A 22,746-nucleotide genomic window follows, 5' to 3' on the forward strand; every position below is an offset into this window, starting at 1 on the left:
CCACGCCATGTCCGACCCCGCCGCCAAGACCATCCCGCTGCAGGTGCTGGGTTCGCCCCTGGTCGAGGGCGCGAAGCAACTCGGCGGCGACAAGATCGCCCGCAGCCCGGTGAAGTTCGACGAGAACGCGCCGGTCCTGCGCAAGCCCAGCTGGATCCGGGTGCGCATCCCGGCCGGCAACGCGGTCGCGAAGCTCAAGTCCAAGCTGCGCGAGAACCGCCTGGTCACCGTCTGCGAAGAGGCCAGCTGCCCGAACATCCACGAGTGCTTCAGCCACGGCACCGCCACCTTTATGATCTTGGGCGAGGTCTGCACCCGCCGCTGCAGCTTCTGCGACGTCGCCCACGGCCGGCCCAAGCCGCCCGATGCCAGCGAGCCGGCCAACCTCGCGCGCACCGTCGCCGACATGGGCCTGCGCTACGTCGTGATCACCTCGGTCGACCGCGACGACCTGCGCGACGGCGGCGCCCAGCACTTCGTCGACTGCATCCGCGAGGCGCGCGCGCTGTCGCCGGACCTCAAGATCGAGATCCTCACGCCCGATTTCCGCGGCAAGGGCCGCATGGAGCGCGCGCTGGAGATCCTGGCCACGAACCCGCCGGACGTCTTCAACCACAACCTCGAGACCGTGCGCGAGCTCTACGCGAACGTGCGCCCGGGCGCCGACTACGACTGGTCGCTGCAGCTGCTCAAGCGCTTCAAGGCCCAGCACCCGGACGTGCCCACCAAGTCCGGCATCATGTTGGGCCTGGGTGAAGACTACGAGCAGGTGCTCGGCGCGCTGCGCGATTTACGCGCCCATGACGTCGACATGGTCACGATCGGCCAGTACCTGCAGCCCACGCCGCACCACCACCCGGTGCTTCGTTACTGGGAGCCGGAACAATTCAAGGCGCTGGAGGTCGAAGGCCTGGCAATGGGCTTCACGCACGTGGCCTCGGGTCCGATGGTGCGCTCGTCCTACCACGCCGACCGAATGGCGGCTGAAGCCGGGTTCGTCGACGGGACCGCCTGAACACAGGCGGGGGTACCATCGGGCCAACGCCCGTCGATAGCACTATCGGCACAGGCTCCACCCCAGGGTGGGGCGCATGCTGACCCCCTACGCACCGGACCCACGCCATGCTCAAGCACAAGCTGATCGCCCTCTCCGCCGCCCTGCCGCTGGCCCTGGCCATGGCCGCGGCCACGACGCCCGGCGCCGCGCCGGCGAACGCCCCCGCGGCCGCCAGCTTCCAGCCCACCGCCGAGCAGGCCGCCGCCGCGCGCCTGGTCTATGGCCTGCTGTCCGACAGCCGCTACGTGTACCGGTCCAAGCCGCTGGACGACGCGATGTCGCGCGAGATCCACCGCCGCTACCTCGAGTCGCTCGACGGCCAGAAGCTGTTCTTCACCCAGGCCGACATCACCCGCTTCGACGCCTATCGCGACCGCCACGACGACGCCATCCGCAGCCAGCAGCTCGCCGCGGCCTACGACATCTTCTCCACCTACGTGAAGCGCGTGGACGAGCGCGTGGCCTATGCCCGCAACCTGCTGGCGCAGCCTTTCGATTTCTCCAAGGCCGAGACCTGGGAATACGATCGCGAGGACGTGGCCTGGGCCGCCGGTCCGGCCGAGCTCGACGACGCCTGGCGCAAGTACGTCAAGAACGACGTGCTGCGCCTGCGCCTGGCCGGCCGCAGCCAGGAAGACATCCGCAAGACCCTCGACAAGCGCTACGCGGGCCTGGGCGAGCGCGTGCACGAGCTGCGCAGCGACGACGTGTTCGAGCAGTTCATGAACGCCTACGCCAGCTCGATCGACCCGCACACCAGCTACATGTCGCCGCGCAGCGCCGAGAACTTCAACATGCAGATGCGGCTCTCGCTCGAGGGCATCGGCGCGGTGCTGCAGCGCCAGGAAGAGTTCGTGGTCATCCGCACCATCGTGCCGGGCGGCCCGGCCGGCAACGGCGGCGTGCTCAAGGTCGGCGACCGCGTGATGGCGGTTGGCCAGGGCGCCAGCGGCCCGATGCAGGACGTGGTGGGCTGGCGCATCGACGACGTGGTGGCGCTGATCCGCGGCAAGAAGGGCACCCAGGTGCGCCTGGACGTGCTGCCGGCCGAGGCCGGCCTGGACGCCAAGCCGCAGCTGGTCACCATCGTCCGCGACAAGGTCAAGCTCGAGGAGCAGGCCGCGCAGAAGCGCGTGATCGAGGTCGGCGAGCGCCGCATCGGCGTGGTCGAGCTGCCCACCTTCTACCTTGATTTCGAAGCCAAGCGCCGCGGCGATCCCGACGCGCGCTCGGCCACCGCCGACGTCGCCCGGCTGCTGCGCGAGCTGCGCACCGAAGACGTGGACGGCGTGGTGATCGACCTGCGCGACAACGGCGGCGGTTCGCTGGTGGAGGCGGTGGAGCTCACCGGCCTGTTCATCGACACCGGCCCGGTGGTGCAGGTGCGCGAGACCGGCGGCCGCGTCAGCGTGTCGGCCGACGACCAGGGCGGCGTGGCCTGGGACGGCCCGCTGGCCGTGCTGGTGAACCGCAGCTCGGCCTCGGCGTCCGAGATCTTCGCGGCCGCGATCCAGGACTACGGCCGCGGCCTCGTCATCGGCGAGCAGACCTTCGGCAAGGGCACCGTGCAGAGCCTGATGGACTTCGATCGCTTCCCGCGCAAGGACGACGCCAAGTTCGGCCAGGTGAAGCTGACCGTGGCGCAGTTCTTCCGCGTCGACGGCGGCACCACCCAGCACGCCGGCGTGGTGCCCGACCTGCAGTTCCCGGTCACGCTCGACGCCAGCGAATACGGCGAGTCGAGCTACGACAACGCGCTGCCGGCCACCCGCATCGCGCAGGCGCCGCATGCCAACGTCGGCAACTTCGCCCGTCTGGTGCCGCAGCTCAAGGCGCAGCACCAGGCCCGCATCGCCACCGATCCCGAGTTCACCTGGTGGTCGGAGGACGTGGCCAAGTTCCGCGCCGACCGCGAGCGCAAGTCGATCTCGCTCAACGAGGCCGAGCGCCGCGCCGAGCGCGATCGCCTCGAGGCCGAGCGCCAGGCGCGCGCCGCCGAGCGCAAGGCCCTGGGCCTGGACCAGGACGAACTCGCGCGCGCCGACGATGGCCTCACCGCCAGCGAGCGCAGCGTCGCCCAGCAGGCGGCCGAGGAAGAGCTGGCCAAGAACCGCCCGGACCCGCTGCTGCGGGAATCGGCCGCGATCCTGGCCGATGCGCTCGACCTGCTGTCGGCCGACCGCGGCCTGACCGCCCAGGTGCTGCCGGTGACCCGCCAGGCCACGGTCTGGGCGGAGTGATGTCTTCCGCAAGATCCGGATAGCCGGCCCCCCGGGCGCCGGCTAGCCTGAGCGCATGGAAACCCGCGCCATTCCCCACGCCGACGCCCGCCTCGAACGCGCCCGCCAGCTCCTGGATTCGCAGGAGCTCGGCTTGGACGCGCTCGGCGCCGCCGTCGGGCTCAGCCCCGGCCACCTGCAGCGCCGGTTCCGCGAACAGTTCGGGCTCAGCCCCGCCGAGTACCTGGCCCAGCGCCGCCTGGCCACGCTCAAGCGCGGCCTGCGCCAGGGCCAGGCGGTGACGCATGCGCTCTACGACGCCGGCTACGGTTCGCCCAGCCGCGTGTACGAGGACGGCGCCGCCCGCCTCGGCATGCCGCCACAGGTGTATCGCCGCGGTGGCGAGGGCCTCGAGATCCGCTGGTCGCTGGTGGATACCGCGCTGGGGCAGGCGCTGGTCGCCGCCACCGCGCGCGGCATCTGCGCCGTGGCGCTGGGCGATGACGCCGGCGCCCTCGAACGCGACCTGCGCGCGGAGTTCCCGCGCGCGACCCTGCAGCGCGTCGACAGCGGCCGCGACGAGTTCCTGGCGCCGCGCCTGCAGGCCGTCGCCGATGCGCTCGCGCAGCGTCGCGGCAGCGTGCCGGTGGAGCTGATCGGCACCGCCTTCCAGCAGCGCGTCTGGCAGGCGCTGATGAAGATCCCGGCGGGCGAGACGCGCAGTTACGCCGAACTGGCCGCGAGCCTCGAGGCGCCCACCGCCGCGCGCGCCGTCGCCCGCGCCTGCGCGTCCAATCGCGTCGCCGTGCTGGTGCCCTGCCATCGCGTCATCCGGGGCGACGGCAGCCTCGGCGGCTACCGCTGGGGATTGCCCCGCAAGCAGGCCCTGCTCGAGGCCGAATCCCACCGCCGCAGCCCGGGAAAGCAGCACGCATGAAGCAGGACGCCGCCGCGCCCCCGACCGCCCTCGCGGTCGCGATCGCGCTCACTTCCGTCTACCTGGTCTGGGGCTCGACCTACCTCGCGATCCGCGTCGGGCTGGAGGGCTATCCGCCGTTCCTGATGGGCAGCCTGCGCTTCCTCGCGGCCAGCGCGGTGTTCTACGCCTTCCTGCGCTGGCGCGGGCACGCGCCGCCGACACGCGCGCAGTGGAAGAACGCCGCGATCATGGGCCTGTTCATGATGCTGCTGGGCAACGGCCTGGTGAACGTGGCCGAGCAGACGGTGTCCTCGGGCCTGGCCGCGGTCGCGGTGGCGTCGATGCCGCTGTGGGCCGGGCTGTTCGGCGTGCTGCGCGGGCAGAACCCGAGCCGCGGCGAGTGGCTGGGCCTGGTGATCGGTTTCGGCGGCGTGGTGTGGCTCAACTTCGATGGCGAGATGCAGGCCAGCCTGGTCGGCATGGTGGCGCTGCTGTTGGCGCCGATCGCCTGGGCGTTTGGTTCGGTGTGGAGCCGCGGCCGCGACCTGCCGGCGCCGTTCATGAGCACGGCGGCGCAGATGCTCTGCGGCGGCGCGGCGATGGGCGTGCTCGGCCTGCTGATGGGCGAACGCATCACCGAGGTGCCGCCGATGAAGGCCACGCTGGCGGTCGGCTACCTCGCGGCCTTCGGCTCGATCATTGGCTTCAGCGCCTACGTCTGGCTGCTGCACCACGTGCGTCCGGCGCTGGCCACCAGCTACGCCTACGTGAACCCGCCGATCGCGGTGCTGCTGGGCGCCCTGCTGCTGGGCGAACGCGTCGGCGCGGACGCCATCGGCGCCATGGCCGTCATCCTCGCCGGCGTCGTGATCATCACGCGTGCGAAGGCGCGTGGCACTTAAGGGAGAGGGCGTGTCCGAACGCGGATCAGAGAGGAAACGTCGGATAAGAACGGATAGAGCAAACTCAATTTCAGACGCGGATTTACGCGGATGAACGCGGATAGGGCAAAAGCGGATGGATTGGGTTCGCGTAGAGCCAATCCGATTTCGCTCTATCCGCGTTCATCCGCGTAAATCCGCGTCCAAAACTTTTATTTCTTGATCCGCTCTTATCCGACGTTTCCGCTCTGATCCGCGTTCAAACACTCAGCTCCCCAACCGAAGCGGAAGTTCGCGGAGGCGCTGGCCGGTGAGGGCGAAGAGGGCGTTGGCGACGGCCGGGGCGATCGGCGGGGTGCCGGGTTCGCCGACGCCGCCCGGGCGTTCGGTGCTGGCGACGAGGTGGGTTTCGACCACCGGCATCGCGTCCATCCGCAGCGGGCGGTAGTCGTGGAAGTTGGACTCCTGCACGCGCCCGTCCTTCAGGCGGATGCGGCCGTAGAGCGCGGCGGTCAGGCCGTAGACGATGCCGGATTCCATCTGCGCCGCGATCATCAGCGGATTCACCGCCACGCCGCAGTCCACCGCGCAGACCACGCGGTGCACGCGCACCGCGCCGCGCTCGACCGAGACTTCCGCCACCTGGGCCACGTAGCTGCCGAAGGATTCGTGCACGGCGATGCCGCGGGCGCGGCCCTCCGGCAGCTTCGAACCCCAGCCGGCCTTCTCCGCCGCGAGGTTGAGCACGCCGAGGTGGCGCGGATGGTCCTTGAGCAGGCGACGACGGTATTCCAGCGGATCCTGGCCGGCGGCGGCCGCCAGCTCGTCCACCAGGCTCTCCATCACGAAGGCGTTCTGGCTGTGGCCGACCGAGCGCCACCACAGCACCGGGATGCCGGTGCGCGGCGAGTGCAGGTCGACGAGGTGGTCGGGCGCGGCCTTGACGTAGGGCGAGTCGGACACGCCTTCGACCGAGGAGCCGTCGACGCCGTCCTTGATGAAGGCCTCGAACGGCGTGCCGGCCATGATCGACTGGCCCACCAGCACGTGGTGCCAGGCCGCCGGCAGCCCGTCGGCGCCCAGCGCCACCTTCGCGCGCTCCAGGAACATCGGGCGGTAGTAGCCGCCGCGGGTGTCGTCCTCGCGGGTCCAGACGGTCTTCACCGGCATGCCCGCGGCCTTGGCGACGTGCACCGCCTCGGACACGAAGTCGCTGGTCGGCACCGCGCGCCGGCCGAAACCACCGCCGAGGAAGGTGGTGTTGATCTTCACCTGCTCGGGCTTCAGGCCGAGGATGGCGGCCGCGGCGCCCTGGTCGCCGGTCTGGAACTGGGTGCCGGTCCAGAGCTCGCAGCCGTCGGCGGTGATGCGCACCGTGCAGTTGAGCGGTTCCATCGCGGCGTGGGCGAGGTAGGGCACGAAGTACTCGGCCTCGACCACCTTGCCAGCGGCGGCCAGCGCCTTCGCGGCATCGCCCGCCTGGGCCGCGACCGCGCCCGGGGTGGCGGCCAGCTCACTGAACTGCTTGCGCAGCGCATCGCTGTCGAGCGCCGCGTTCGGGCCCAGGTCCCACTCGACCTGCAGCGCATCGCGGCCCTGCTTCGCGGCCCAGAAATGGTCGGCCACCACGGCGACGCCGGACGGCACCTGCACCACCTTGCGCACGCCGGCCACGGCCAGGGCGGCGGTGGCGTCGAAGGACTTCACGCTGCCGCCGAACACCGGCGCGCGCGCGACCACCGCGGTCTTGAGGCCTTCGAACTGCACGTCCATGCCGAACACGGCCCGGCCGGTGATTTTCTCCGGCGTGTCGAGGCGGCGCGTGTCCTTGCCGATGCGCTTCCAGTCGGACGGCGCCTTCAGCGTCACTTCGCCCGGCGGCGGCAGCGCGCTGGCGGCCTCGGCCAGTTCGCCGTAGCTGGCGCTCTGGTTGCCGGCGATGACGCGGCCGTTCTGGGTGCGGCAGTCGGCCACCGCGACGCCGAAGCGCGCGGCCGCGGCCTGCACCAGCAGCGTGCGCGCGGTGGCGCCGGCCTGGCGGTAGCGGTCGAACTCGGACCAGGTGGTGGTGGAGCCGCCGGTCATCTGCGCGCCGAAGCCGGTGTGCGCGTAGGCGGGTGCGGCCGGCGCGTGTTCCACCGAAATCTTCGACCAGTCGGCGTCGAGCTCTTCGTTGATCAGCATCGGCAGCGTGGTCCAGATGCCCTGGCCCATTTCCGAATGCGCCAGCAGCACGGTGACGCGGTCGTCGGCGCCGATGCGCAGGAAGGCGTTGGGCACCAGGGTCGCGCCGGCCGGTGCCTGGGCGAAGGCGAGCTTGCGGCCGCCGGGCACCACGAAGGCGACGACGAGGCCACCGCCGACGAGGGCGCTGGCCTTGAGGAAATTGCGGCGGGACGGGATGTGGTCGTTGTTCACGGGACTCTCCGTTGAACGGGCGCGCCCGGCGGGCGGCGCCGGCGGATCAGGCGTCGCCCAGCTCGGCGGCGCGATGGATGGCGGCGCGCACGCGCGGGTAGGTGCCGCAGCGGCAGACGATGCCGGTCATGGCCTCGTCGATCTCGGCGTCGCTGGGGTTGTTCACCACCTTGAGCAGCGCCGCGGCCGCCATGATCTGGCCGGACTGGCAGTAGCCGCACTGCACCACGTCGAGCTCGGCCCAGGCGCGCTGCACGGGGTGGCTGCCGTCGGTGGACAGGCCTTCGATCGTCGTGACGGGCCGGCCCGCGACCGCCGAGACCGGCAGCACGCAGGAACGCATCGGCTGGCCGTCGAGGTGCACGGTGCAGGCGCCGCACTGGGCCATGCCGCAGCCGTACTTGGTGCCGGTGAGGCCGATCAGGTCGCGCAGGACCCAGAGCAGCGGCGTATCGGGTGCGGCGTCGACGTCGTGTTCGACGCCGTTGACGGTGAGTTTCATGGCGGACCTCGCGACGGCTGGGCTGGCGATGAGCCTACTCCTGTGCCGGGTTGGCTCCAAGTGAATCCCCGGTGACGGCGCGGGCCTGCTCCGGCGTGTCGATGTCGTCGGCCAGCGGCGGGGCGGCGACGGCGTGGACCTGGCTGGCGTTGGCCCGGAGCAGGTCGCGCGCGCCGTGGTCCTGGCGGCCTTCGGCGAGGTGGGCGAACCAGGCGCGCGGCAGCAGGGCCGGCACGCCGAGCACGCCCGCGTAGGCGCTGGCGGCGGCGCGCGCGGGGTCGCGGCGCCAGGCGTCGCGCAGGGCGAGCAGGTGGTCGGCGTCGAGGGCCGGCTGGTCGCAGAGCACGACCAGTGCGCCGTCGACATCGGGCGACAGCGCGCCAAGTCCGACGGCGAGAGATGCGCCGAGGCCGTGCTCCCAGGCGGTGCACACGGCCTTGCGCAGCGGGAGGTCGGCGAGTTCGGCCCACACCGCGTCCGCGTTCGCGCCGCAGACGACGAGAGCCTCGGCTGGCGTGGTGGCCAGGCCAAGGCGCGCGGCGCGGCGCACCAGGGTTTCGCCGTCCAGGCGCAGCAGCTGCTTGGGCTGGCCCAGCCGCCGCGAACCGCCGGCGGCGAGCAGCAGCAGCGCGTGGCGCGGCGTGGTCACGGCTTGGCGTGGAAGTGGCGCTGCAGGTCGGCCGCGATCGCGAGGGCGATCGCTTCCGGGCCGTCGCCGCCGAGGAACAGGCCGACCGGCGCGCGCAGGCGCGGCTGCAGCGCGGCGCGCTCGGCGTCGGTCAGCATCGCCAGCAGTTCGTCGCGCCGCCCGGGCGGGCCGAGCAGGCCGACGTAGGGCACGGGCAGCGGCGCCAGCGCGCGCAGCGCCTCGAGGTCGGCGCTGGCGAGGTGGGTCATCACCAGCACCGCGTCATCGGGGCGGGCGGCGGCGAGCGCCGCGGCGGGACGAAGCGCCTGCCTCGGCACGTCGGCGGGGATGCGCGCATCGGCCAGCAGCCCTTCGCGATGGTCGGTGATGCGCAGGTGCCAGCCCAGGGCCTGGCCGAGCGCAAGCAGCGGCGCCGCTTCCGGCCCGGCGCCCAGCAGCCGCACCCGCGGAACCGGCGCGATCCGCAGCGCGATGTCGTCGGACGCCGCCGTGGCCAGGGGATCGGTGGCCCGAAGGTTGCCGGTGTCACCTTCGCTGTCCCCGCGCCCCGAGATGCCGACGGATCTACCCTCGCGATTCGCGAGGCCCGGTCTGCCTGCGGTTCCCTCTTCGTGGTCCGCGAGCCGCCACGCCGGCGTCCCGGCATCGAACGAAACGGTCAGCGCCAGCGCCCGTCCGTCCGCGTCCGCCGCGAGCAGCGCGTCGAGCAGCCCATCGCCCGCGCCCGGCAGCGGCCACGCCACGACGCGCATCCGCCCGCGGCAGCCCGAGCCGGAGCCGAACAGCAGGTCGTCGTCGCCGCGGGTGTCGAATACGGTGTGGCCGGCGCGGCCGTCGGCGATGACCTGCTGGCACAGCAGCACCAGCGCTGGCTCGAGGCAGCCGCCGGAAATCGTGCCGGTGCGCGCGCCGTCGTCGGCGACCACGGCCAGCGCGCCGGCCTTGCGGTAGGTCGAGCCCTCGGTGTCGGTCACCAGCGCGAGGGCAAAACGCTGGCCCGCGGCGCGCAGGGCGCGGGCGGCTTCCAGCACGCCACGCAGTCCGCCGACCGCGCTCATGTCGCACCGTCCGAGAGCGCTTGCTGCAGGCATTCCCAGGGCAGCAGCACGCAGCGGTGGCGCGCGGGGTGCGCGGCCACGCCGGCCAGCGCGCCGAGCTCGCCGAGGCCATCGGCGTCGCCGTTCGCGATCGCCGCGCGCAGGGCCTGCAGGCGCGCGGCTACGCCGGCGGCGTCGCGGCCTGGCACGTCGCAGGCCATCAGCGAGGCCGAGGCCAGGCAGAGCAGGCAGCCTTCGCTCTGGTGGCCGAGCGCGGCGATGCGGCCTTCGCCGTCGAGCCGCAATTCGACGCCGACGCGGTCACCGCACAGCGCGTTGTGCGCGGAAGCGCGGTGGCTGGCGTCGGCCAGCGGACCCGCGTGGCGCGGCGCGCGGCCGTGGTCGAGCACGCGGTCGCGATACAGGTCGGCGAAGGAAGTCGGTTCGGCCATGGCCTGCGATTAGCGCATGCGTGCCCGAAGGCGGCAAGGCAGGCCTCAGGCCAGCGGGTCGGGCGGCAGCGCCAGTGGCGGGCAATCGCCGGTGCCGGGCGGCGGCAGGCGGGCCAGCCAGTCGCGCAGCGGCGCGCGCAGCCAGTCGATGCGGGCGGGCAGGGAATAGTGGTTCTCGTCGGGCAGCTCGGCGTAGTGCAGGCGGCCGTTGCCGGCGCGCGCCAGGCGGCGGGCGGATTCCACGGGCACCAAGGTGTCCTTCCCGCCGTGCAGGTGCAGCACGCAGGCCGGGGTGGCGGCCAGCGGGGTCGCGGTGTCGAGCGCGTCGAGATCCAGGCCCAGCGTTTCGCCGGCGCGGGCGATGGCGGCGTCCAGTTCGTGCGCCGGCAGCGTCCGGCGCAGCCACCAGCCCAGCACGCGCGCGGCGCCGCCGCCTTCGCCGGTCTTGAGGCGCTGCACGAACTGGCGCACCGAGTCGCCCGCGTTCGCGAACGGCTCCATCGCCACCACGCCGGCGATGCCGGCACGGTGGCCCGCCGCGGCATGCAGCGCGGTCACCGCGCCGTACGAAGTGCCGAACAGCACCACCGGTTCGGCCAGCCGCCGCTCCGCGCGAAGGCGCGCCAGCAGCGCCTGCACGTCGCCGGCCTCGCGGGTGCCGAAGCCGGCCGGGCCGTCGCCGGAGAAGCCGTGGTTGCGCAGGTCCAGCAGCACCGTGCGGTAGCCCTCTTCGGCCAGCGCGATGGCCCACAGGCCCTGCGTGCTGGCGTCCATCGTCAGGCCGTGCAGCATCACCACGGTGCCGCGCACCGGCGGCGGTCGACGCGGCGCGCCGGCCCGGAAGTCGAAGCGCATGCCGAGTTCGTCCGGGGCGCGCTGGTAGCGGTACTCAAGCCCGAAGTCGCGCGGCTCGATCACCGCGAACGCCAGGGTCGGTTCGCCCGGCCGCGCCAGCGATTCCAGCGGGCTGCCGACCTCGCGCAGGAACTGCAGGTACTTCGCGCCGCCGTAGGGCGTGTCGCCGCGCTCGGGCCGGGCGATGCGCTCGTGCAGGTCGCGCGCCTGCGCGTCGCCGCCGGCCGCCAGCGCAACGGTCGCGACCAGCGCGAACAGGGGTTTCAGGACACCAGGCATGCCGGGCAGCCTGTGGGGCGGCGCGTGAAGGCCGCGCCTTCCCACCGGGCGGCGTGCCGCCGGGGCGAGCTGGCGCCGCGCGGCCGCGCCCTTGGCCAGCGTGGCCGGGTGCTTGGCCGGCCGCCTATCGCCGCGCGGGCGCGCCTTCGGACAGCGTGACCGCGTCGTCGGCCGGCGGCATCGCACCGTCGCAGGTCGGCACCTGTTCGGCCGCGTGCTCGCGGGCGGCCTGCAGCGGCTGCCGGCGCGAGCGGCGCCAGCCGTCGGCGGCGTAGACGCCCAGCGCCACCCAGATGCAGGCGAAGCCGACCGCCTGCGTCCCGCTGAAGCCTTCGCCCAGCAGCCACACGCCGCTGAGAAGCTGCAGGGTCGGCGCGATGTACTGCAGGATGCCGACCAGCGAGTAGGGGATGCGGCGCGCGCCGTAGGCGAAGCCGATCAGCGGCAGCGCCGTCAGCGCGCCGCCGATCACCAGCAGCACGTCGCTGCCGAAGTTGCCGTCGCCGAACGCGCCGACGCCCTGCACGCCGGCCCAGCCCAGCCAGGCCAGCGCCGGCAGCAGCAGGATCAGGCTCTCGATCGCCAGGCCCGGCACCGCGTCCACGTTCGCGAGCTTCCGGATCAAACCGTAGAACGCGAAGCTGAAGGCCAGCGCCAGTGCGATCCACGGCGGGTCGCCGTGCAGCAGGGCCAGCCACAGCACGCCCACCGTCGCGATCGCCACCGCGGTCCACTGCGCGCGGTTGAGCCGCTCGCCCAGCACCAGCACGCCGATCAGCACGTTCACCAGCGGGTTGATGAAGTAGCCCAGGCTGGCCTCGACCACGCGGCCGTTGGTCACCGCCCAGATGTACACGCCCCAGTTGAAGCTGATCAGCAGGCTGCTGCCGAGCAGCATCCAGCCCACCTTCGGCCGCGACAGCGACGCGCGCAGCCAGCCCCAGCCTTCGCGGATCACGAGGTAGCCGACCACGAACAGCGCGCACCAGACGATGCGGTGGGCGATGATCTCGAGCGCCGGCACGTGCCTGAGCAGGTACCAGTACAGCGGGAACACGCCCCAGAGCACGTAGGAGGCAATGGCGGCCGAGAGGCCCTTGCGGTCGATGGCGGGTGCTGGGGTCACGGCGGGCTCCGGGCGAGGCGGCGATTATCCGCTCCCCGGTGGCCTCGTGCCTGCAACGATGTGATGCCCCGGGCCGACCGGCCGGGGCGCGCTACTGCCCGCGCAGCGCCGCGGTCACCGGCATGCGAGCGGCGCGGATGGCGGGCGCCAGGCCGCCGATGAAGCCGATGAACAGGGCCAGTCCCAGGCCGGTCATCACCAGCCCCGGCGTCACCGCGAACTTGAAGGCGACCTGGGTGAAGCCGCTGCCCAGCGTGCTCACCGAGTAGCCGTTGAAGGCCACGTAGGCCAGGCCCGCGCCGAGCACCCCGCCCGCGATCGCGAGCGCCAGCGCCTCGGCCATCACCGAGGCGATCACCGGCGCCACGCCGAAGCCCAGTGCGCGCAGCGTGCCGATCTCGGCCGTGCGCGCCGACACCGCCGAGTACATGGTGTTGAGCGCACCGAAGGTGGCGCCGATGGCCATGATCAGCGCGACCAGCCCGGCCAGCACGCCGATGGTGGCGGTGAGGTTGCCGGACTGGCCCGAGAAGAACTCGCGCTCGCGCCGCGCCTCGACGTTGAGCTGCGGGTCGCTGGTCAGGCGCTTCTCGAGCGCGTCGAAGCTGTCGGTATTGGCCAGCTGCAGCAGCAGCGAGGAGTAGCCGCTGCGGTTGAAGGCCGACTGCGCGGTCTCGGCGTCGGCCCAGAGCTCGGACTCGTGCGCGTCGCCGCCGGTGCTGAAGTGGCCGACCACGGTCCAGGTCGAGCCGCGGAAGCGCAGCTCGGTGCCGACCGCCAGGCCTTCGAACTGCTGGCTGGCGGCCTGGCCGACGATCAGCTCGCGGATGCCGGGCCGGAACATGCGGCCTTCGACGATGCGCAATTCGGGCCGGATCGCGAAGCCGGCCGGCTCGACGCCGCGCAGGGTGACGTTGGCGCCGGTCTTCTGCCCCTTGCGCGGCACCTCGGTGACGATGATCAGCTCGCCCGAGGCCTGCGGCAGGCCGTCGGGGCCGCGCGCGATGGCCGGGTCCTGCTTCACCAGCGTGCCCGAGGCGCGGTCGAGGAAACTCGCCAGCTCGCCGTTGGAGCCACCGCGCGTCACCACCACGCGGTCGTTGCGGCCGGTGCCCGCGAGCGTCTTCTCCAGCCCCGAGGACATCGACAGCAGGGCCACCATCACGCCGACCACGCCGGCGATGCCGATCACGATCACCAGCGACGCGCCCAGCCGCTGCGGCACGCTGCGCAGGTTCATCAGCACGATCTCGCGGACCTGGGTCAGGGCGCTCATCAGCGGCCCGCCAGGGCATCGACGATGCGGATGCGCAGCGCGTGCAGCGCCGGCGGCACCCCCACCAACAGCGACAGCACCACCACGCTGATGCCGGCGATCGCCCACACGCGGGCATCGGTCTCCACCGGGAACTCGGGCGGCAGCACGCCGGTGACCACGTTGGCCAGCAGCATGCCCGCCAGCGCGCCCAGGAAGCACAGCACGAAGGCCTCGGCCAGCACCAGCGCCATCACCGCGCGGTCGGTGAAGCCCAGCACCTTGAGCACGGCCAGCTCCGGCACCCGCTCGCGCACGCCCTGCGACATGCTCACGCCGGTCAGGAACAGGATCGAGAAGAACACCGCGCTGGTGATCAGGTTGACGATCAGGCCGATGTCGCCGAGCTGGCGGATGAAGCCGAGCTGGAACTCCTGCTCGCTCTGGGTCTTGGTTTCGTCGGCGGAGTTATCGAACTTCTCGTCGATCAGCGCCGACACCTTCTCGGCCGCCTGCGGGTCGTCCACCACCACCACGAACACGCCGGCCAGGCCCTTGCCGCCCGCGCGCGCCTCGTCGAACTGGCCGTAGTTGAGATACATCAGCCCGGCGCGCTTCTGCCACTCCTCGTCGCGGCCGTCGAAGATGCCCACCAGCTCCCACTCCCAGGCGCGGGTGCCGTCGGTCTTGGTCCAGATGAAGGAGTTCAGCGGGATGGTGTCGCCGACCTTCCAGCCGAACTTGTCGGCGAGGTTGCGGCCCGCGATCGCGCCGTTGCGGGTGGACACGAACTGCCGCCACTGGTCTTCCGGCATCACCCACTCGGGGTAGGTGTCGCGCAGCCGCTGCGGGTTCACCGCGAACTGCGGGAAGAAGTTGCGCGGGTCCTGGTACTGGCCGCCGAAGAACTGCGAGTGCGAGACGCGGCTGACGCCGGGCACCGCCTCGATCTGCGGCATCATCCGCATCGGCAGCGGCTGGGTGAAGCTGGTGCGGGCCTGGGTGATCAGGCGGTTGGCGCCGAGGAAATCGGCGCCGCCGGCGAACAGCGAATTCACCGCCTGCAGCAGCCCCAGCAGCAGGAAGGCCGAGACCAGCGAGAACAGCGTCAGCGTGGTCCGCAGCTTCTTGCGGAACAGCCCCGCCCAGACCAGGCCCAGGTATTTCATGTCAGTGCGCCGGCGCCTCGTCCACCAGCGTGCCCTTGTCCAGGTGCACGGTGCGGCGGGCGTACTCGGCGGCCTTGGGGTCGTGGGTGACCATCACGATGGTCTTGCCGAACTCCTGGTTGAGCTGCTGCAGCAGGCGCAGCACCTCGTCGGCGGTCTTGCGGTCGAGGTCACCGGTGGGCTCGTCGCAGATCAGCAGGCGCGGATCGGAGACCAGCGCGCGCGCGATCGCCACGCGCTGCTGCTGGCCGCCGGAGAGTTCGTTGGGCTTGTGCTTCGCGCGGTCGTCCAGCCCGACCAGCTTCAGCGCGATGCTGGCGCGGCGGCTGCGCTCGGCGGCGCCCATGTCGGCCAGCAGCAGCGGCAGCTCGACGTTCTTCTGCGCGGTCAGCACCGGCATCAGGTTGTAGCTCTGGAAGATGAAGCCGACCGTGCTGGCGCGCCATGCGGCGAGCTCGTCGCTGCCGAAGTCGTCGATGCGCTGGCCGCCGACCCGCAGCAGGCCGCCGCTGGGCGAATCCAGGCCGCCGATCAGGTTGAGCAGGGTGGTCTTGCCGGAGCCGGACGGCCCCATCAGCGCGACGAAATCGCCCTCGGGGATGTCGAGGTCGATGCCGTGCAGCACTTCCACGCGCTGCTTGCCGCGCGCATAGGCCTTGGTGAGGCCGCGGATCTCGACCAGGGGCGTGGCCATCGCGGCGCCTTACTTCGTCGCCACGCGGTCGCCGTCGCCCAGGTCGTCCGGGGGCGAGAGCACCACGGTTTCACCGCCGGACAAGCCGGTGAGCACCTGCTGGTCGGCGTCGCGCTTCTCGCCCAGGGTCACGGCGACGCGGCGCACCTTGCCGTCCTCGACCACGAACACGGCGCGGCCGTCGTCGCCGCCGACCACCGCGCGCTCGGGCACGAAGGCGCCGGCCATCGGCGGCGCATCGGCGCGCGCCTGGTCGAGGAAGCTCACGCGCACGCCCATGTCCGGCACGATCCGCGGGTCCTTGTCCTTGAAAGCGATGCGCACTTTCACCGTGGCCTTGGTGCGGTCGGCCGTGGGCACGATGGCGATGACCTCGGCCGGGATCTTCCAGTCCGGGTAGGCGTTGAGCACGGCCTCGACCGGCATCCCGGGCGTGACGCGGCCGATGTTGGCCTCGTTGACGTCCACCTGCACCTCCAGCGACTCCATGTCGACCAGGGTGCCGATGCCGGTGCGGATCGAGCCGCCGCCGGCGCTGATCGGCGAGATCATCTCGCCCGGCTGCGCGGCCTTGGCCACGATCACGCCGGCGAAGGGCGCGCGGATCACGGTGTTGTCCACGCCCAGGCCGGCGATGGCGAGCTGGTCGCGCGACACCTCGACGGCGCGCTGCAGGCTGGCCAGGCGCGCCGCGCGGGCGTCGCGGTCGGCGATCGCCGCATCCAGCGCGGACGCCGCCACCAGCTGGCGGGCCGCGAGTTCGCGCTGGCGCACCAGGGTCTGGTCGGCCAGGGTGAGCTGGGCCCGGGCCTCGGCGAGCTGGGACTGCGCGGAGGCGAGCTGGGCCGAGGCCAGTTCGCGCTGGGCGGCGGCATCGGCGTCGTCGAGGTAGGCCAGCACCTCGCCCTCGGCCACGACCTGGCCTTCCTCGATCAGGACCTCGCGCACCTTGCCGGTGATCTTCGAGGACACCGTGGCGATGCGGCGGGCGGTGACGTAGCCGGAGGCGTCGAGCACCGAGGCCGTGCCGAGCTCGGCGGCCTTGCGCGCGACCGCGGTTTCCACGGTGACCGGGCGCAGGCCCGAGAGCGCCATCGAAAGCACGACCAGCACGATCACGCCGCCCAGCGCCCACTGCCAGAAGGGCCGGCGCTTCTTCGCGGGCTTGCGGTCGATGTGCAGTTGCTTGAGCAGGTCCTGCGGCGAATCCATGGGCGACTCCGTGATCGGGCCGGCGCAGTCTGCGTCGGCCCCGGTGTCGGGATTGTGAGCCGTCAGGCGGGCAGGGTCATCCTGCCGTTTGTCACTTCTTCGGGAAGCGCTGCTTCAGCAGGCTCCAGGCGGCCCGCAGCCCCTGGGCCTCGCCGCCGGCGGGCTTGCCTGGGCGCTCGCCGTCGTTCCAGGAGTAGACGTCCACGTGGGTCCAGGCCTGGCCCTCGGGCACGAAGCGCTCCAGGTACACGGCCGCGGTGATGCAGCCGGCCATGCGCGAGGCGCCGGAGTTGGCCAGGTCGGCGATGCCCGACTTCAGGTAGCTCAGGTAGGGCCGCCACAGCGGCATGCGCCACAGCGGGTCGCGGGTGCGCTGGCCGGCGGCGAGGTAGTCGTTGGCCAGGGCGTCGTCGTTGGCGAACAGCGCCGGCAGGTCCGGGCCCAGCGCGATGCGCGCGGCGCCGGTCAGCGTGGCGAAGTCCATCAGCAGCGCCGGCTTCGACTCGGCCGCGTAGGCCAGCGCATCGCACAGCACCAGCCGGCCTTCGGCGTCGGTGTTGTCCACTTCGACGCTCAGGCCCAGGCGCGTGGCCAGCACTTCGCCGGGGCGGAAGGCGTTCGGGCCGATCGCGTTCTCGACCGCGGGCACCAGCAGCTGCAGGCGCACCGGGAGCTTGAGCGCCATCACCAGCCGGGCCAGGCCGAGCGCGTGCGCGGCGCCGCCCATGTCCTTCTTCATGTTGCGCATGCCGTCGGCGGGCTTGATGTCCAGGCCGCCGGTGTCGAAGCACACGCCCTTGCCGACGATGGCCAGGCGCGGGTGGGCGTCGTCGCCCCAGTTGAGCTCGACCAGGCGCGGCGCGCGGTGGCTGGCGCGGCCGACGGCGTGGATGGCGGGGAAGTTCTTCGCCAGCAGGTCGTCGCCGGCGATGACGTCGAGGCGGGCGCCGTGCGCCTTGGCCAGGTCCGCGGCGGCGGCTTCGATTTCGGCCGGGCCCATGTGCTCGGTCGGGGTGTTGATCAGGTCGCGGACCAGGGTGCTGGCTTCGAGCAGGGCCAGCGCCTCGGCGTCCACCTCGCCCTCGAGCACCAGCTGCGCGGGCTCGCGCGCGGGCTTGAGGTAGCGGCTGAAGCGGTAGGCCCCCAGGCCCCAGCCCAGCAGGGCCTGGCCCGGCGCCAGCGCGGCGGGCGACTGCGTGCACAGCTGGTAGCGGCCGGGCGGCAGCAGGCTGGGCAGGTGCGCCAGCGCCAGCGGGTCGGCGGCGTCGGCCAGCACCACCAGCACGTAGGCCGGGCGGCCGTCGTCGCCGGGGATGGCCAGCGGCGCGACCGAACCCGCGCCCGCGCCGTGCGCATCCAGCCAGGACTGCACCGGCGCCGGCTGCGTTTCGCGCCAGGCGGCGAACCCGGCGCATTCGACCAGCCGCAGCGGCGTGGTGCGGGCGGCGGCATCGGGGCGGGCGAAGCAGGACGGCAGGCTCATCGGGTTTCCGGGGTGGCGAGGTGTTCGGGGGCGAAGACGTGGTGGTCCAGCCAGTCGGCCAGGCCCGCCAGCGTAGCGAATTCAAGGTCGGGCCGCGGCAGGTTGGCGGGCCAGCGCTGCTTCTCGCGGTTGATCCAGCAGCTGCGCAGGCCGGCGCGGCGCGCGCCGGCGACGTCCAGCAGCGGGTCGTCGCCGATGTGCAGCACCTCGGCCGGGGCCCGGCCCAGGCGCTCGCAGGTGGCGTGGAAGATCGGCGCGTCGGGCTTGGCGTGGCCGTGCTCGCGGGCGCTGACGAAGACCTGGAAGTGGTGGTCGATGCCGATCCGCGCCAGGTCGGCGTTGCCGTTGGTCAGCGCCGCGATCGGCAGCCGCGACGACAGCCGCGCCAGCGCCTCGGGCACGTCCGGGTAGAAATCGACCCGGTTGCGGCTGGCGATGAAGGCCTCGTAGGCCGGCTCGAGGTGGTGGCCCGGGTCGCCCGAGGTCTCCAGCGCATGCAGCAGCGACAGCTTGCGCTGCTGCGAGAAGTCGTGGGCGTACTCGGGGTGCCGGGCCGCGACCTGCTCGCGCAGCTTGCGCATGCGGTGGATCGGGAAGTTGGCGGCGGTGCGCGGCGCGTGCTCGCGCAGGAAGGCGTCCAGGGCCATCTCCGCGCGCTCGATCGCCGGCCAGATCGGCCAGAGGGTGTCGTCGAGATCCAGGCTGAGGGCGAGCGGGCGCAGGTTCACCTCGGAAGTTTAGCGCGGGTGACGGCCACGGGCGGGTGAAGCGCTATTCCAGCAGCCGCGACCAGTGGTTCCAGCCGTCCACCCGGCTGGCCACGATCTTCAGGCAGACCAGCATCGGCACGGCCACCAGCAGGCCCGGCACGCCCCACAGCCAGCCCCAGAGCATCAGCCACAGGATGATCGCCAGCGGGTTGATCTTCATGGTCTTGCCCAGCGCCATCGGGGTGAGCAGCTGGCTTTCCAGGCCGTTGAGCACCAGGTAGCCCGCGGCCGGCAGCAGCGCCGCCGACACGGTGTCGAACTCGGTCAGGCCGACCAGGCCCAGCAGCAGCGCCACCACCGCCGGCCCGACGAAGGGCGCGAGGTTGAAGGCCGCGGCCAGCACGCCCCACAGCAGCGGATCCTCGACGCCCAGCCAGGCCAGCCACAGCGAGGTCGCGCCGCCCAGCACCACCGCGGTGAAGCTGATGGTGAGCATGTAGCGCGAGAGTTCGCTCTGGATCTCCTGGACGATGCCGGCCGTGATCCGCTTCTGCGCGCGCGTGCGGCGCATCTCCAGCAGCTTGCGCAGCAGGTCGTCGCCGTAGACCAGGAAGGTGAAGGTGAGCAGGATCACCGCCAGCGCGTAGCCCAGCACCCGCGGCGTCGCCGCGACCAGGTCGACGCTGGGCGGCCGCACCACGATGCGCTCGCCCGGCGTGGCCTCGCCTTCGGTGAACTCATCCAGCGTGGCGCTGGCCCGGCGCGCCGCGTGCAGCGGCTGCACCATCTGCTGCAGCCGCGGCGCCGCCTCGCGCAGCGCGAACGGCACCTTGCTGGCCCAGTCGCCCGCGGGCCGGGCCACGAACACGGCGACCGCGCCCAGGCTGCCCAGCAGCGCGGCCACCAGCAGCACCGCCGCCGCGCCGCGCGGCAGGAAGCGCAGCGGCGCGCGCTTGACGAGCGGGCTGAGCAGCATCGCGAAGAAGGCCGCCAGCACCACCGGCAGGATCAGGCTGGCCGCGAAGTAGCAGGTGTAGAGCAGCAGGGCCAGCACCAGCACCCACAGCAGGCGCGCGTTGACCTGCAGCGCGGCCAGGCGCGCGGCATGGCCGGAGGGCGGCGGCGGGCGCGGGCTTTCCGGCGCCGCCGCGGGCGCCGGCTCGTGCACCGCCGCGTTGGCCAGGGCCTCGGCGCTGGCGCCGTGGGTGCCGGCCTCAGGCGTCGACGGCACGGCGTCCCCCGGCGGGGCCGCCGGCGCCTTCGCCGGCGGCTTCGTCTTCGGTCGCTTCGGCATCGGCGTCGTCCTCGTTGTCGCCGGCCGCGGAGGCGGTGGCGGCGGCGGTGATGCCGGCCAGCAGGCCCGGCAGCACGGTGTCCAACAGCATCGAGAAGATCGGGCCGCTGGCCAGGCGTGAGCCGACGCCGGCCGCCGCGCCCACCGTCGGCGCGCTGAAGCCGCTGGCGACGCCGAGCGCGAAGCCCGAGACCACGATCCGCACCGGCGTGGCGCCGCGGCGCAGCTCGGACTTCAAGCGATCGAGCGACCCGGTGGCCGCCGCACGCTGGTCGATGCAGGCCTGTTCGGCCCGCTGCACCGCGGCGATCTTGTCGGCCAGGCTCACGGCGCGGCCCCCGGATCGGCCGGAGGGGCGGGCGTCTCCGCGGGCTCGCCCCGGAAGCCCAGCTTCAGCTGCCGGCGCGTGCCCTCGAAATCGGCGTAGCGCAGCATCGCCTTCGCGCGCAGCACCCCGAACAGCGCGACGCCGACGCTCACCACCAGCGGGATCGCGATGGCCAGCGGCCACGGCGCCCCGGCGCTGCGCAGCCCGCTGACCAGCAGCGCGGTCAGCAGCAGGTAGGCGGTGCCCAGCAGCACGGTGGCGACCAGCAGCCACACCAGCGCGGCCACCATGGCATCGCGGGCCAGGCCGAACTCGGCGGCGAACAGCCGGCGCAGTGCATCCAGCCCGCCCAGGTGCGCGCGGGCCGTGGCGCGCGCGGCCTCCAGCACCGCCCGGGCATCGTCGGCCAGGGGGCCGGCGGTGTCGCGGGCCGGGGCGGGTTCGTCCACGGCCGGCTTACTTGCGGCGGGTGAGGGCGGCGACCAGGTAGCCGGCGGCGAAGGCCACGCCGAACGAGGCCAGCGGCTTGCTGCGGATCAGGTCCTCGGCCTGGGCCAGCATGCCCTTGCCCTGGTCGAGCAGGCCCTGCAGCTTTTCGTCCAGCTCGGCCTTGGCCTCGCGCGCGGCGGCACCGCCGGCCTCGAGCGCTTCGTTGACGCCGGACTTGAGGGCATCGCGCGCCTCGCCGAGGTTTTCCTTCGCGGCGGCGAGGTGGCTGGTGTCTTCGATCGGTTGTTCGACCTTGGGACGGTTCATGGGTTCGCTCCCGCAGGGATCAGGCCTTCACCTTACACCGTCGCCGCGACCGCGGCGCCGGGCTCATTGCATGACGAGGTAACCGAAGCGGCCGCCGCGGGCGACGCTCAGCACCAGCTCGCGCGGCTCGTTGCCCAGGGCCGCGCGGAACGCCGGCAGGTCGGCCACGTTGCGGCGGTTGACCTGGCCGATGCGGTCGCCGGCGCGCAGGCCGCTGCGGGCGGCGCGGCTGCCCGGCGCGACCTTGCTGGCGACGACGCCGAACAGGCCCTGCTGGCGGAAGCGCTCGGGCAGCTCCACGAGGGTCGCGCCCTCGAGGCGCGGGTCGATCTCGCCGCCGTCGATTTCCTTGGCCTGGGCCTTGAGCACGGCCTGCACGCTCAGCCGCTGCTCGCCGCGCAGCAGGTCCAGGCGCACCTGCTGGTCCACCGGCAGCAGGCCCTCGAGGTTGCGCAGGGCCTGGGCGCTGTCGATGCGCTGGCCGTTGGCGGCCACGATCACGTCGCCCGGTCGCACGCCGGCGACCTCGGCCGGCGAACCGCGGTAGACGCGGGCGACCAGGGCGCCGCGCTGGGTCTCGGCCAGGTCCATCTGCCTGGCCACGAAGGGCGTGATGTCCTCGCCGTCCAGGCCCAGCGAGCCGCGGCGCACTTCGCCGTAGGCCATCAGCTGGCGCATCACCTCGCGCGCCAGGTTGGCGGGGATGGCGAAGCCCAGGCCGATGTTGCCGGCGGCGCTGCCGCGCGGGTTGAAGCTGGCGGTATTGATGCCGACCAGCTCGCCGCGCAGGTTCACCAGCGCGCCGCCGGAGTTGCCCGGGTTGATGGAGGCGTCGGTCTGGATGAAGTTCTGGTAGCCCAGGCCCTGCAGGCCGCTGCGGCCCACGGCCGAGACGATGCCGCTCGTGACGGTCTGGCCCAGGCCGAAGGGATTGCCCACCGCGACCACGAAATCGCCGACCTGCAGCTGGGCCGAATCGGCCAGGTTCAGCGCGGTCAGGTCCTCGGCCGGGATGCGGATCACGGCGACGTCGGTGTCGGGGTCGGCGCCCACCAGCTCGGCCTCGAGCGTGCGGCCGTCGGCCAGGGTCACCGAGACGCCGTCGGCGTTCTCGATCACGTGGTTGTTGGTCAGCACCAGGCCGCGCTCGGCGTCGACGATCACGCCCGAACCCAGCGACTGCTGCATGCGCTCCTGCGGCATGCCGCCCGGCATGCCGAAGAACTCGGCCAGCGGGTTGCGCACCCGCACCACCTGGCGGGTGTAGATGTTGACCACGGCCGGGGTCACGTCCTTGAGCATCGGCGCCAGCGACGGCACCGGCGTGCCCGCGATCTGCGCCGGCAGCGCGGCCTGGGCGGCGCGCGGCAGGGCCAGCGCGGCGGCGCCGTCGAGGGCGGCGGCGGCCCGGCTCGGCGGCGCATCCGGCGCCTGCGCTACCGGCTCCGCCA

Annotated in this window: 21 protein-coding genes and 1 pseudogene; 4 read left to right on the forward strand and 18 right to left on the reverse strand. The window is 72.8% G+C overall.

The window, feature by feature from the left end; genetic code table 11:
• Positions 1-7 precede the first annotated feature (7 nt).
• From lipA to yedA, 4 genes are all read left to right on the forward strand, one after another.
• Positions 8-1,015 carry a lipoyl synthase gene (gene lipA, locus N787_RS08200; RefSeq protein ID WP_034212526.1) on the forward strand — a complete coding sequence of 336 codons (1,008 nt, stop codon included), beginning with the start codon at positions 8-10 and terminating at the stop codon, positions 1,013-1,015.
• 107 nt (positions 1,016-1,122) lie between these two features.
• The gene (locus N787_RS08205; protein ID WP_034212528.1) at positions 1,123-3,297 is read left to right on the forward strand and encodes a carboxy terminal-processing peptidase; all 2,175 of its coding nucleotides are present in this window, start codon (positions 1,123-1,125) and stop codon (positions 3,295-3,297) included.
• Positions 3,298-3,352: 55 nt separating this feature from the next.
• Entirely contained in the window at positions 3,353-4,213 is an 861-nt protein-coding gene (locus N787_RS08210) for a bifunctional transcriptional activator/DNA repair enzyme AdaA (RefSeq protein ID WP_052575292.1), read from the forward strand.
• Positions 4,210-5,097 carry a drug/metabolite exporter YedA gene (gene yedA / locus N787_RS08215; RefSeq protein ID WP_034212534.1) on the forward strand — a complete coding sequence of 296 codons (888 nt, stop codon included), beginning with the start codon at positions 4,210-4,212 and terminating at the stop codon, positions 5,095-5,097. The genes N787_RS08210 and yedA overlap by 4 nt, the downstream gene beginning before the upstream one ends.
• A gap of 246 nt (positions 5,098-5,343) precedes the next feature.
• On the opposite strand, the gene N787_RS08220 is transcribed toward yedA, so the two are convergent.
• The 18 genes and pseudogenes from N787_RS08220 to N787_RS08305 form a co-directional block, all read right to left on the reverse strand.
• A complete protein-coding gene (locus N787_RS08220; RefSeq protein ID WP_034212536.1) occupies positions 5,344-7,494 on the reverse strand; it encodes a xanthine dehydrogenase family protein molybdopterin-binding subunit in 2,151 nt (716 codons plus the stop codon).
• Positions 7,495-7,540: 46 nt separating this feature from the next.
• Complete coding sequence (locus N787_RS08225) at positions 7,541-7,996, reverse strand: (2Fe-2S)-binding protein (RefSeq protein WP_034212538.1); 456 nt, start codon at positions 7,994-7,996, stop codon at positions 7,541-7,543.
• A 34-nt stretch (positions 7,997-8,030) separates the two neighbouring features.
• Complete coding sequence (locus tag N787_RS08230) at positions 8,031-8,645, reverse strand: nucleotidyltransferase family protein (RefSeq protein WP_052575293.1); 615 nt, start codon at positions 8,643-8,645, stop codon at positions 8,031-8,033.
• On the reverse strand, positions 8,642-9,703 hold the full coding sequence (locus N787_RS08235) for an XdhC family protein (RefSeq protein WP_052575294.1): 1,062 nt from the start codon (positions 9,701-9,703) through the stop codon (positions 8,642-8,644). Before N787_RS08235 ends, N787_RS08230 begins: the two co-directional genes overlap by 4 nt.
• A complete protein-coding gene (locus N787_RS08240) occupies positions 9,700-10,134 on the reverse strand; it encodes an iron-sulfur cluster assembly scaffold protein (RefSeq protein ID WP_034212542.1) in 435 nt (144 codons plus the stop codon). Before N787_RS08240 ends, N787_RS08235 begins: the two co-directional genes overlap by 4 nt.
• Before the next feature lie 45 nt (positions 10,135-10,179).
• Entirely contained in the window at positions 10,180-11,268 is a 1,089-nt protein-coding gene (locus tag N787_RS08245) for an alpha/beta fold hydrolase (RefSeq protein WP_052575295.1), read from the reverse strand.
• A gap of 241 nt (positions 11,269-11,509) precedes the next feature.
• Positions 11,510-12,394 (reverse strand): annotated as a pseudogene (rarD, locus tag N787_RS08250) (EamA family transporter RarD); the annotation flags it as partial.
• Between the two features lie 91 nt (positions 12,395-12,485).
• Entirely contained in the window at positions 12,486-13,670 is a 1,185-nt protein-coding gene (locus N787_RS08255; protein WP_034212544.1) for an ABC transporter permease, read from the reverse strand.
• Positions 13,670-14,818 (reverse strand): ABC transporter permease, encoded by a 1,149-nt coding sequence (locus N787_RS08260; protein ID WP_034212546.1) that lies wholly within the window; start codon positions 14,816-14,818, stop codon positions 13,670-13,672. The genes N787_RS08255 and N787_RS08260 overlap by 1 nt, the downstream gene beginning before the upstream one ends.
• Position 14,819: 1 nt before the next feature.
• Positions 14,820-15,512: an ABC transporter ATP-binding protein gene (locus N787_RS08265; RefSeq protein ID WP_034212549.1), complete on the reverse strand. Its 693-nt coding sequence runs from the start codon at positions 15,510-15,512 to the stop codon at positions 14,820-14,822.
• 9 nt (positions 15,513-15,521) lie between these two features.
• Positions 15,522-16,724 carry an efflux RND transporter periplasmic adaptor subunit gene (locus N787_RS08270; RefSeq protein ID WP_034212550.1) on the reverse strand — a complete coding sequence of 401 codons (1,203 nt, stop codon included), beginning with the start codon at positions 16,722-16,724 and terminating at the stop codon, positions 15,522-15,524.
• Positions 16,725-16,815: 91 nt separating this feature from the next.
• On the reverse strand, positions 16,816-18,207 hold the full coding sequence (locus N787_RS08275) for a leucyl aminopeptidase family protein (RefSeq protein WP_034212552.1): 1,392 nt from the start codon (positions 18,205-18,207) through the stop codon (positions 16,816-16,818).
• Entirely contained in the window at positions 18,204-18,935 is a 732-nt protein-coding gene (locus N787_RS08280; protein WP_034212554.1) for an HAD family hydrolase, read from the reverse strand. Before N787_RS08280 ends, N787_RS08275 begins: the two co-directional genes overlap by 4 nt.
• 43 nt (positions 18,936-18,978) lie before the next feature.
• On the reverse strand, positions 18,979-20,148 hold the full coding sequence (locus N787_RS08285; RefSeq protein ID WP_169742297.1) for an AI-2E family transporter: 1,170 nt from the start codon (positions 20,146-20,148) through the stop codon (positions 18,979-18,981).
• The gene (locus N787_RS08290) at positions 20,132-20,539 is read right to left on the reverse strand and encodes a hypothetical protein (RefSeq protein ID WP_034212556.1); all 408 of its coding nucleotides are present in this window, start codon (positions 20,537-20,539) and stop codon (positions 20,132-20,134) included. The genes N787_RS08285 and N787_RS08290 overlap by 17 nt, the downstream gene beginning before the upstream one ends.
• On the reverse strand, positions 20,536-20,988 hold the full coding sequence (locus tag N787_RS08295) for a hypothetical protein (RefSeq protein ID WP_034212559.1): 453 nt from the start codon (positions 20,986-20,988) through the stop codon (positions 20,536-20,538). The genes N787_RS08290 and N787_RS08295 overlap by 4 nt, the downstream gene beginning before the upstream one ends.
• A 7-nt stretch (positions 20,989-20,995) precedes the next feature.
• Positions 20,996-21,295, reverse strand: coding sequence for a hypothetical protein (locus N787_RS08300; RefSeq protein ID WP_034212562.1), 300 nt, complete (start codon positions 21,293-21,295; stop codon positions 20,996-20,998).
• A gap of 63 nt (positions 21,296-21,358) precedes the next feature.
• Positions 21,359-22,746 (reverse strand): Do family serine endopeptidase (locus tag N787_RS08305; protein ID WP_052575297.1); only part of this gene is annotated, 1,388 nt, incomplete at its 5' end.

Origin of the sequence: Arenimonas metalli CF5-1, assembly GCF_000747155.1 — a bacterium.
GTDB classification, from domain to species: Bacteria; Pseudomonadota; Gammaproteobacteria; order Xanthomonadales; family Xanthomonadaceae; genus Arenimonas; species Arenimonas metalli.

Excerpts from the sequence above, each read along its gene's own strand:
- N787_RS08265 (WP_034212549.1), bottom strand. The coding sequence starts at position 15,512 with ATGGCCACGCCCCTGGTCGAGATCCGCGGCCTCACCAAGGCCTATGCG.
- N787_RS08245 (WP_052575295.1), bottom strand. The coding sequence starts at position 11,268 with ATGCCTGGTGTCCTGAAACCCCTGTTCGCGCTGGTCGCGACCGTTGCG.
- yedA (WP_034212534.1), top strand. The coding sequence starts at position 4,210 with ATGAAGCAGGACGCCGCCGCGCCCCCGACCGCCCTCGCGGTCGCGATC.
- N787_RS08300 (WP_034212562.1), bottom strand. The coding sequence starts at position 21,295 with ATGAACCGTCCCAAGGTCGAACAACCGATCGAAGACACCAGCCACCTC.
- N787_RS08205 (WP_034212528.1), top strand. The coding sequence starts at position 1,123 with ATGCTCAAGCACAAGCTGATCGCCCTCTCCGCCGCCCTGCCGCTGGCC.
- N787_RS08240 (WP_034212542.1), bottom strand. The coding sequence starts at position 10,134 with ATGGCCGAACCGACTTCCTTCGCCGACCTGTATCGCGACCGCGTGCTC.
- N787_RS08260 (WP_034212546.1), bottom strand. The coding sequence starts at position 14,818 with ATGAAATACCTGGGCCTGGTCTGGGCGGGGCTGTTCCGCAAGAAGCTG.
- N787_RS08255 (WP_034212544.1), bottom strand. The coding sequence starts at position 13,670 with ATGAGCGCCCTGACCCAGGTCCGCGAGATCGTGCTGATGAACCTGCGC.
- N787_RS08270 (WP_034212550.1), bottom strand. The coding sequence starts at position 16,724 with ATGGATTCGCCGCAGGACCTGCTCAAGCAACTGCACATCGACCGCAAG.
- N787_RS08235 (WP_052575294.1), bottom strand. The coding sequence starts at position 9,703 with ATGAGCGCGGTCGGCGGACTGCGTGGCGTGCTGGAAGCCGCCCGCGCC.
- N787_RS08275 (WP_034212552.1), bottom strand. The coding sequence starts at position 18,207 with ATGAGCCTGCCGTCCTGCTTCGCCCGCCCCGATGCCGCCGCCCGCACC.
- N787_RS08210 (WP_052575292.1), top strand. The coding sequence starts at position 3,353 with ATGGAAACCCGCGCCATTCCCCACGCCGACGCCCGCCTCGAACGCGCC.
- lipA (WP_034212526.1), top strand. The coding sequence starts at position 8 with ATGTCCGACCCCGCCGCCAAGACCATCCCGCTGCAGGTGCTGGGTTCG.
- N787_RS08225 (WP_034212538.1), bottom strand. The coding sequence starts at position 7,996 with ATGAAACTCACCGTCAACGGCGTCGAACACGACGTCGACGCCGCACCC.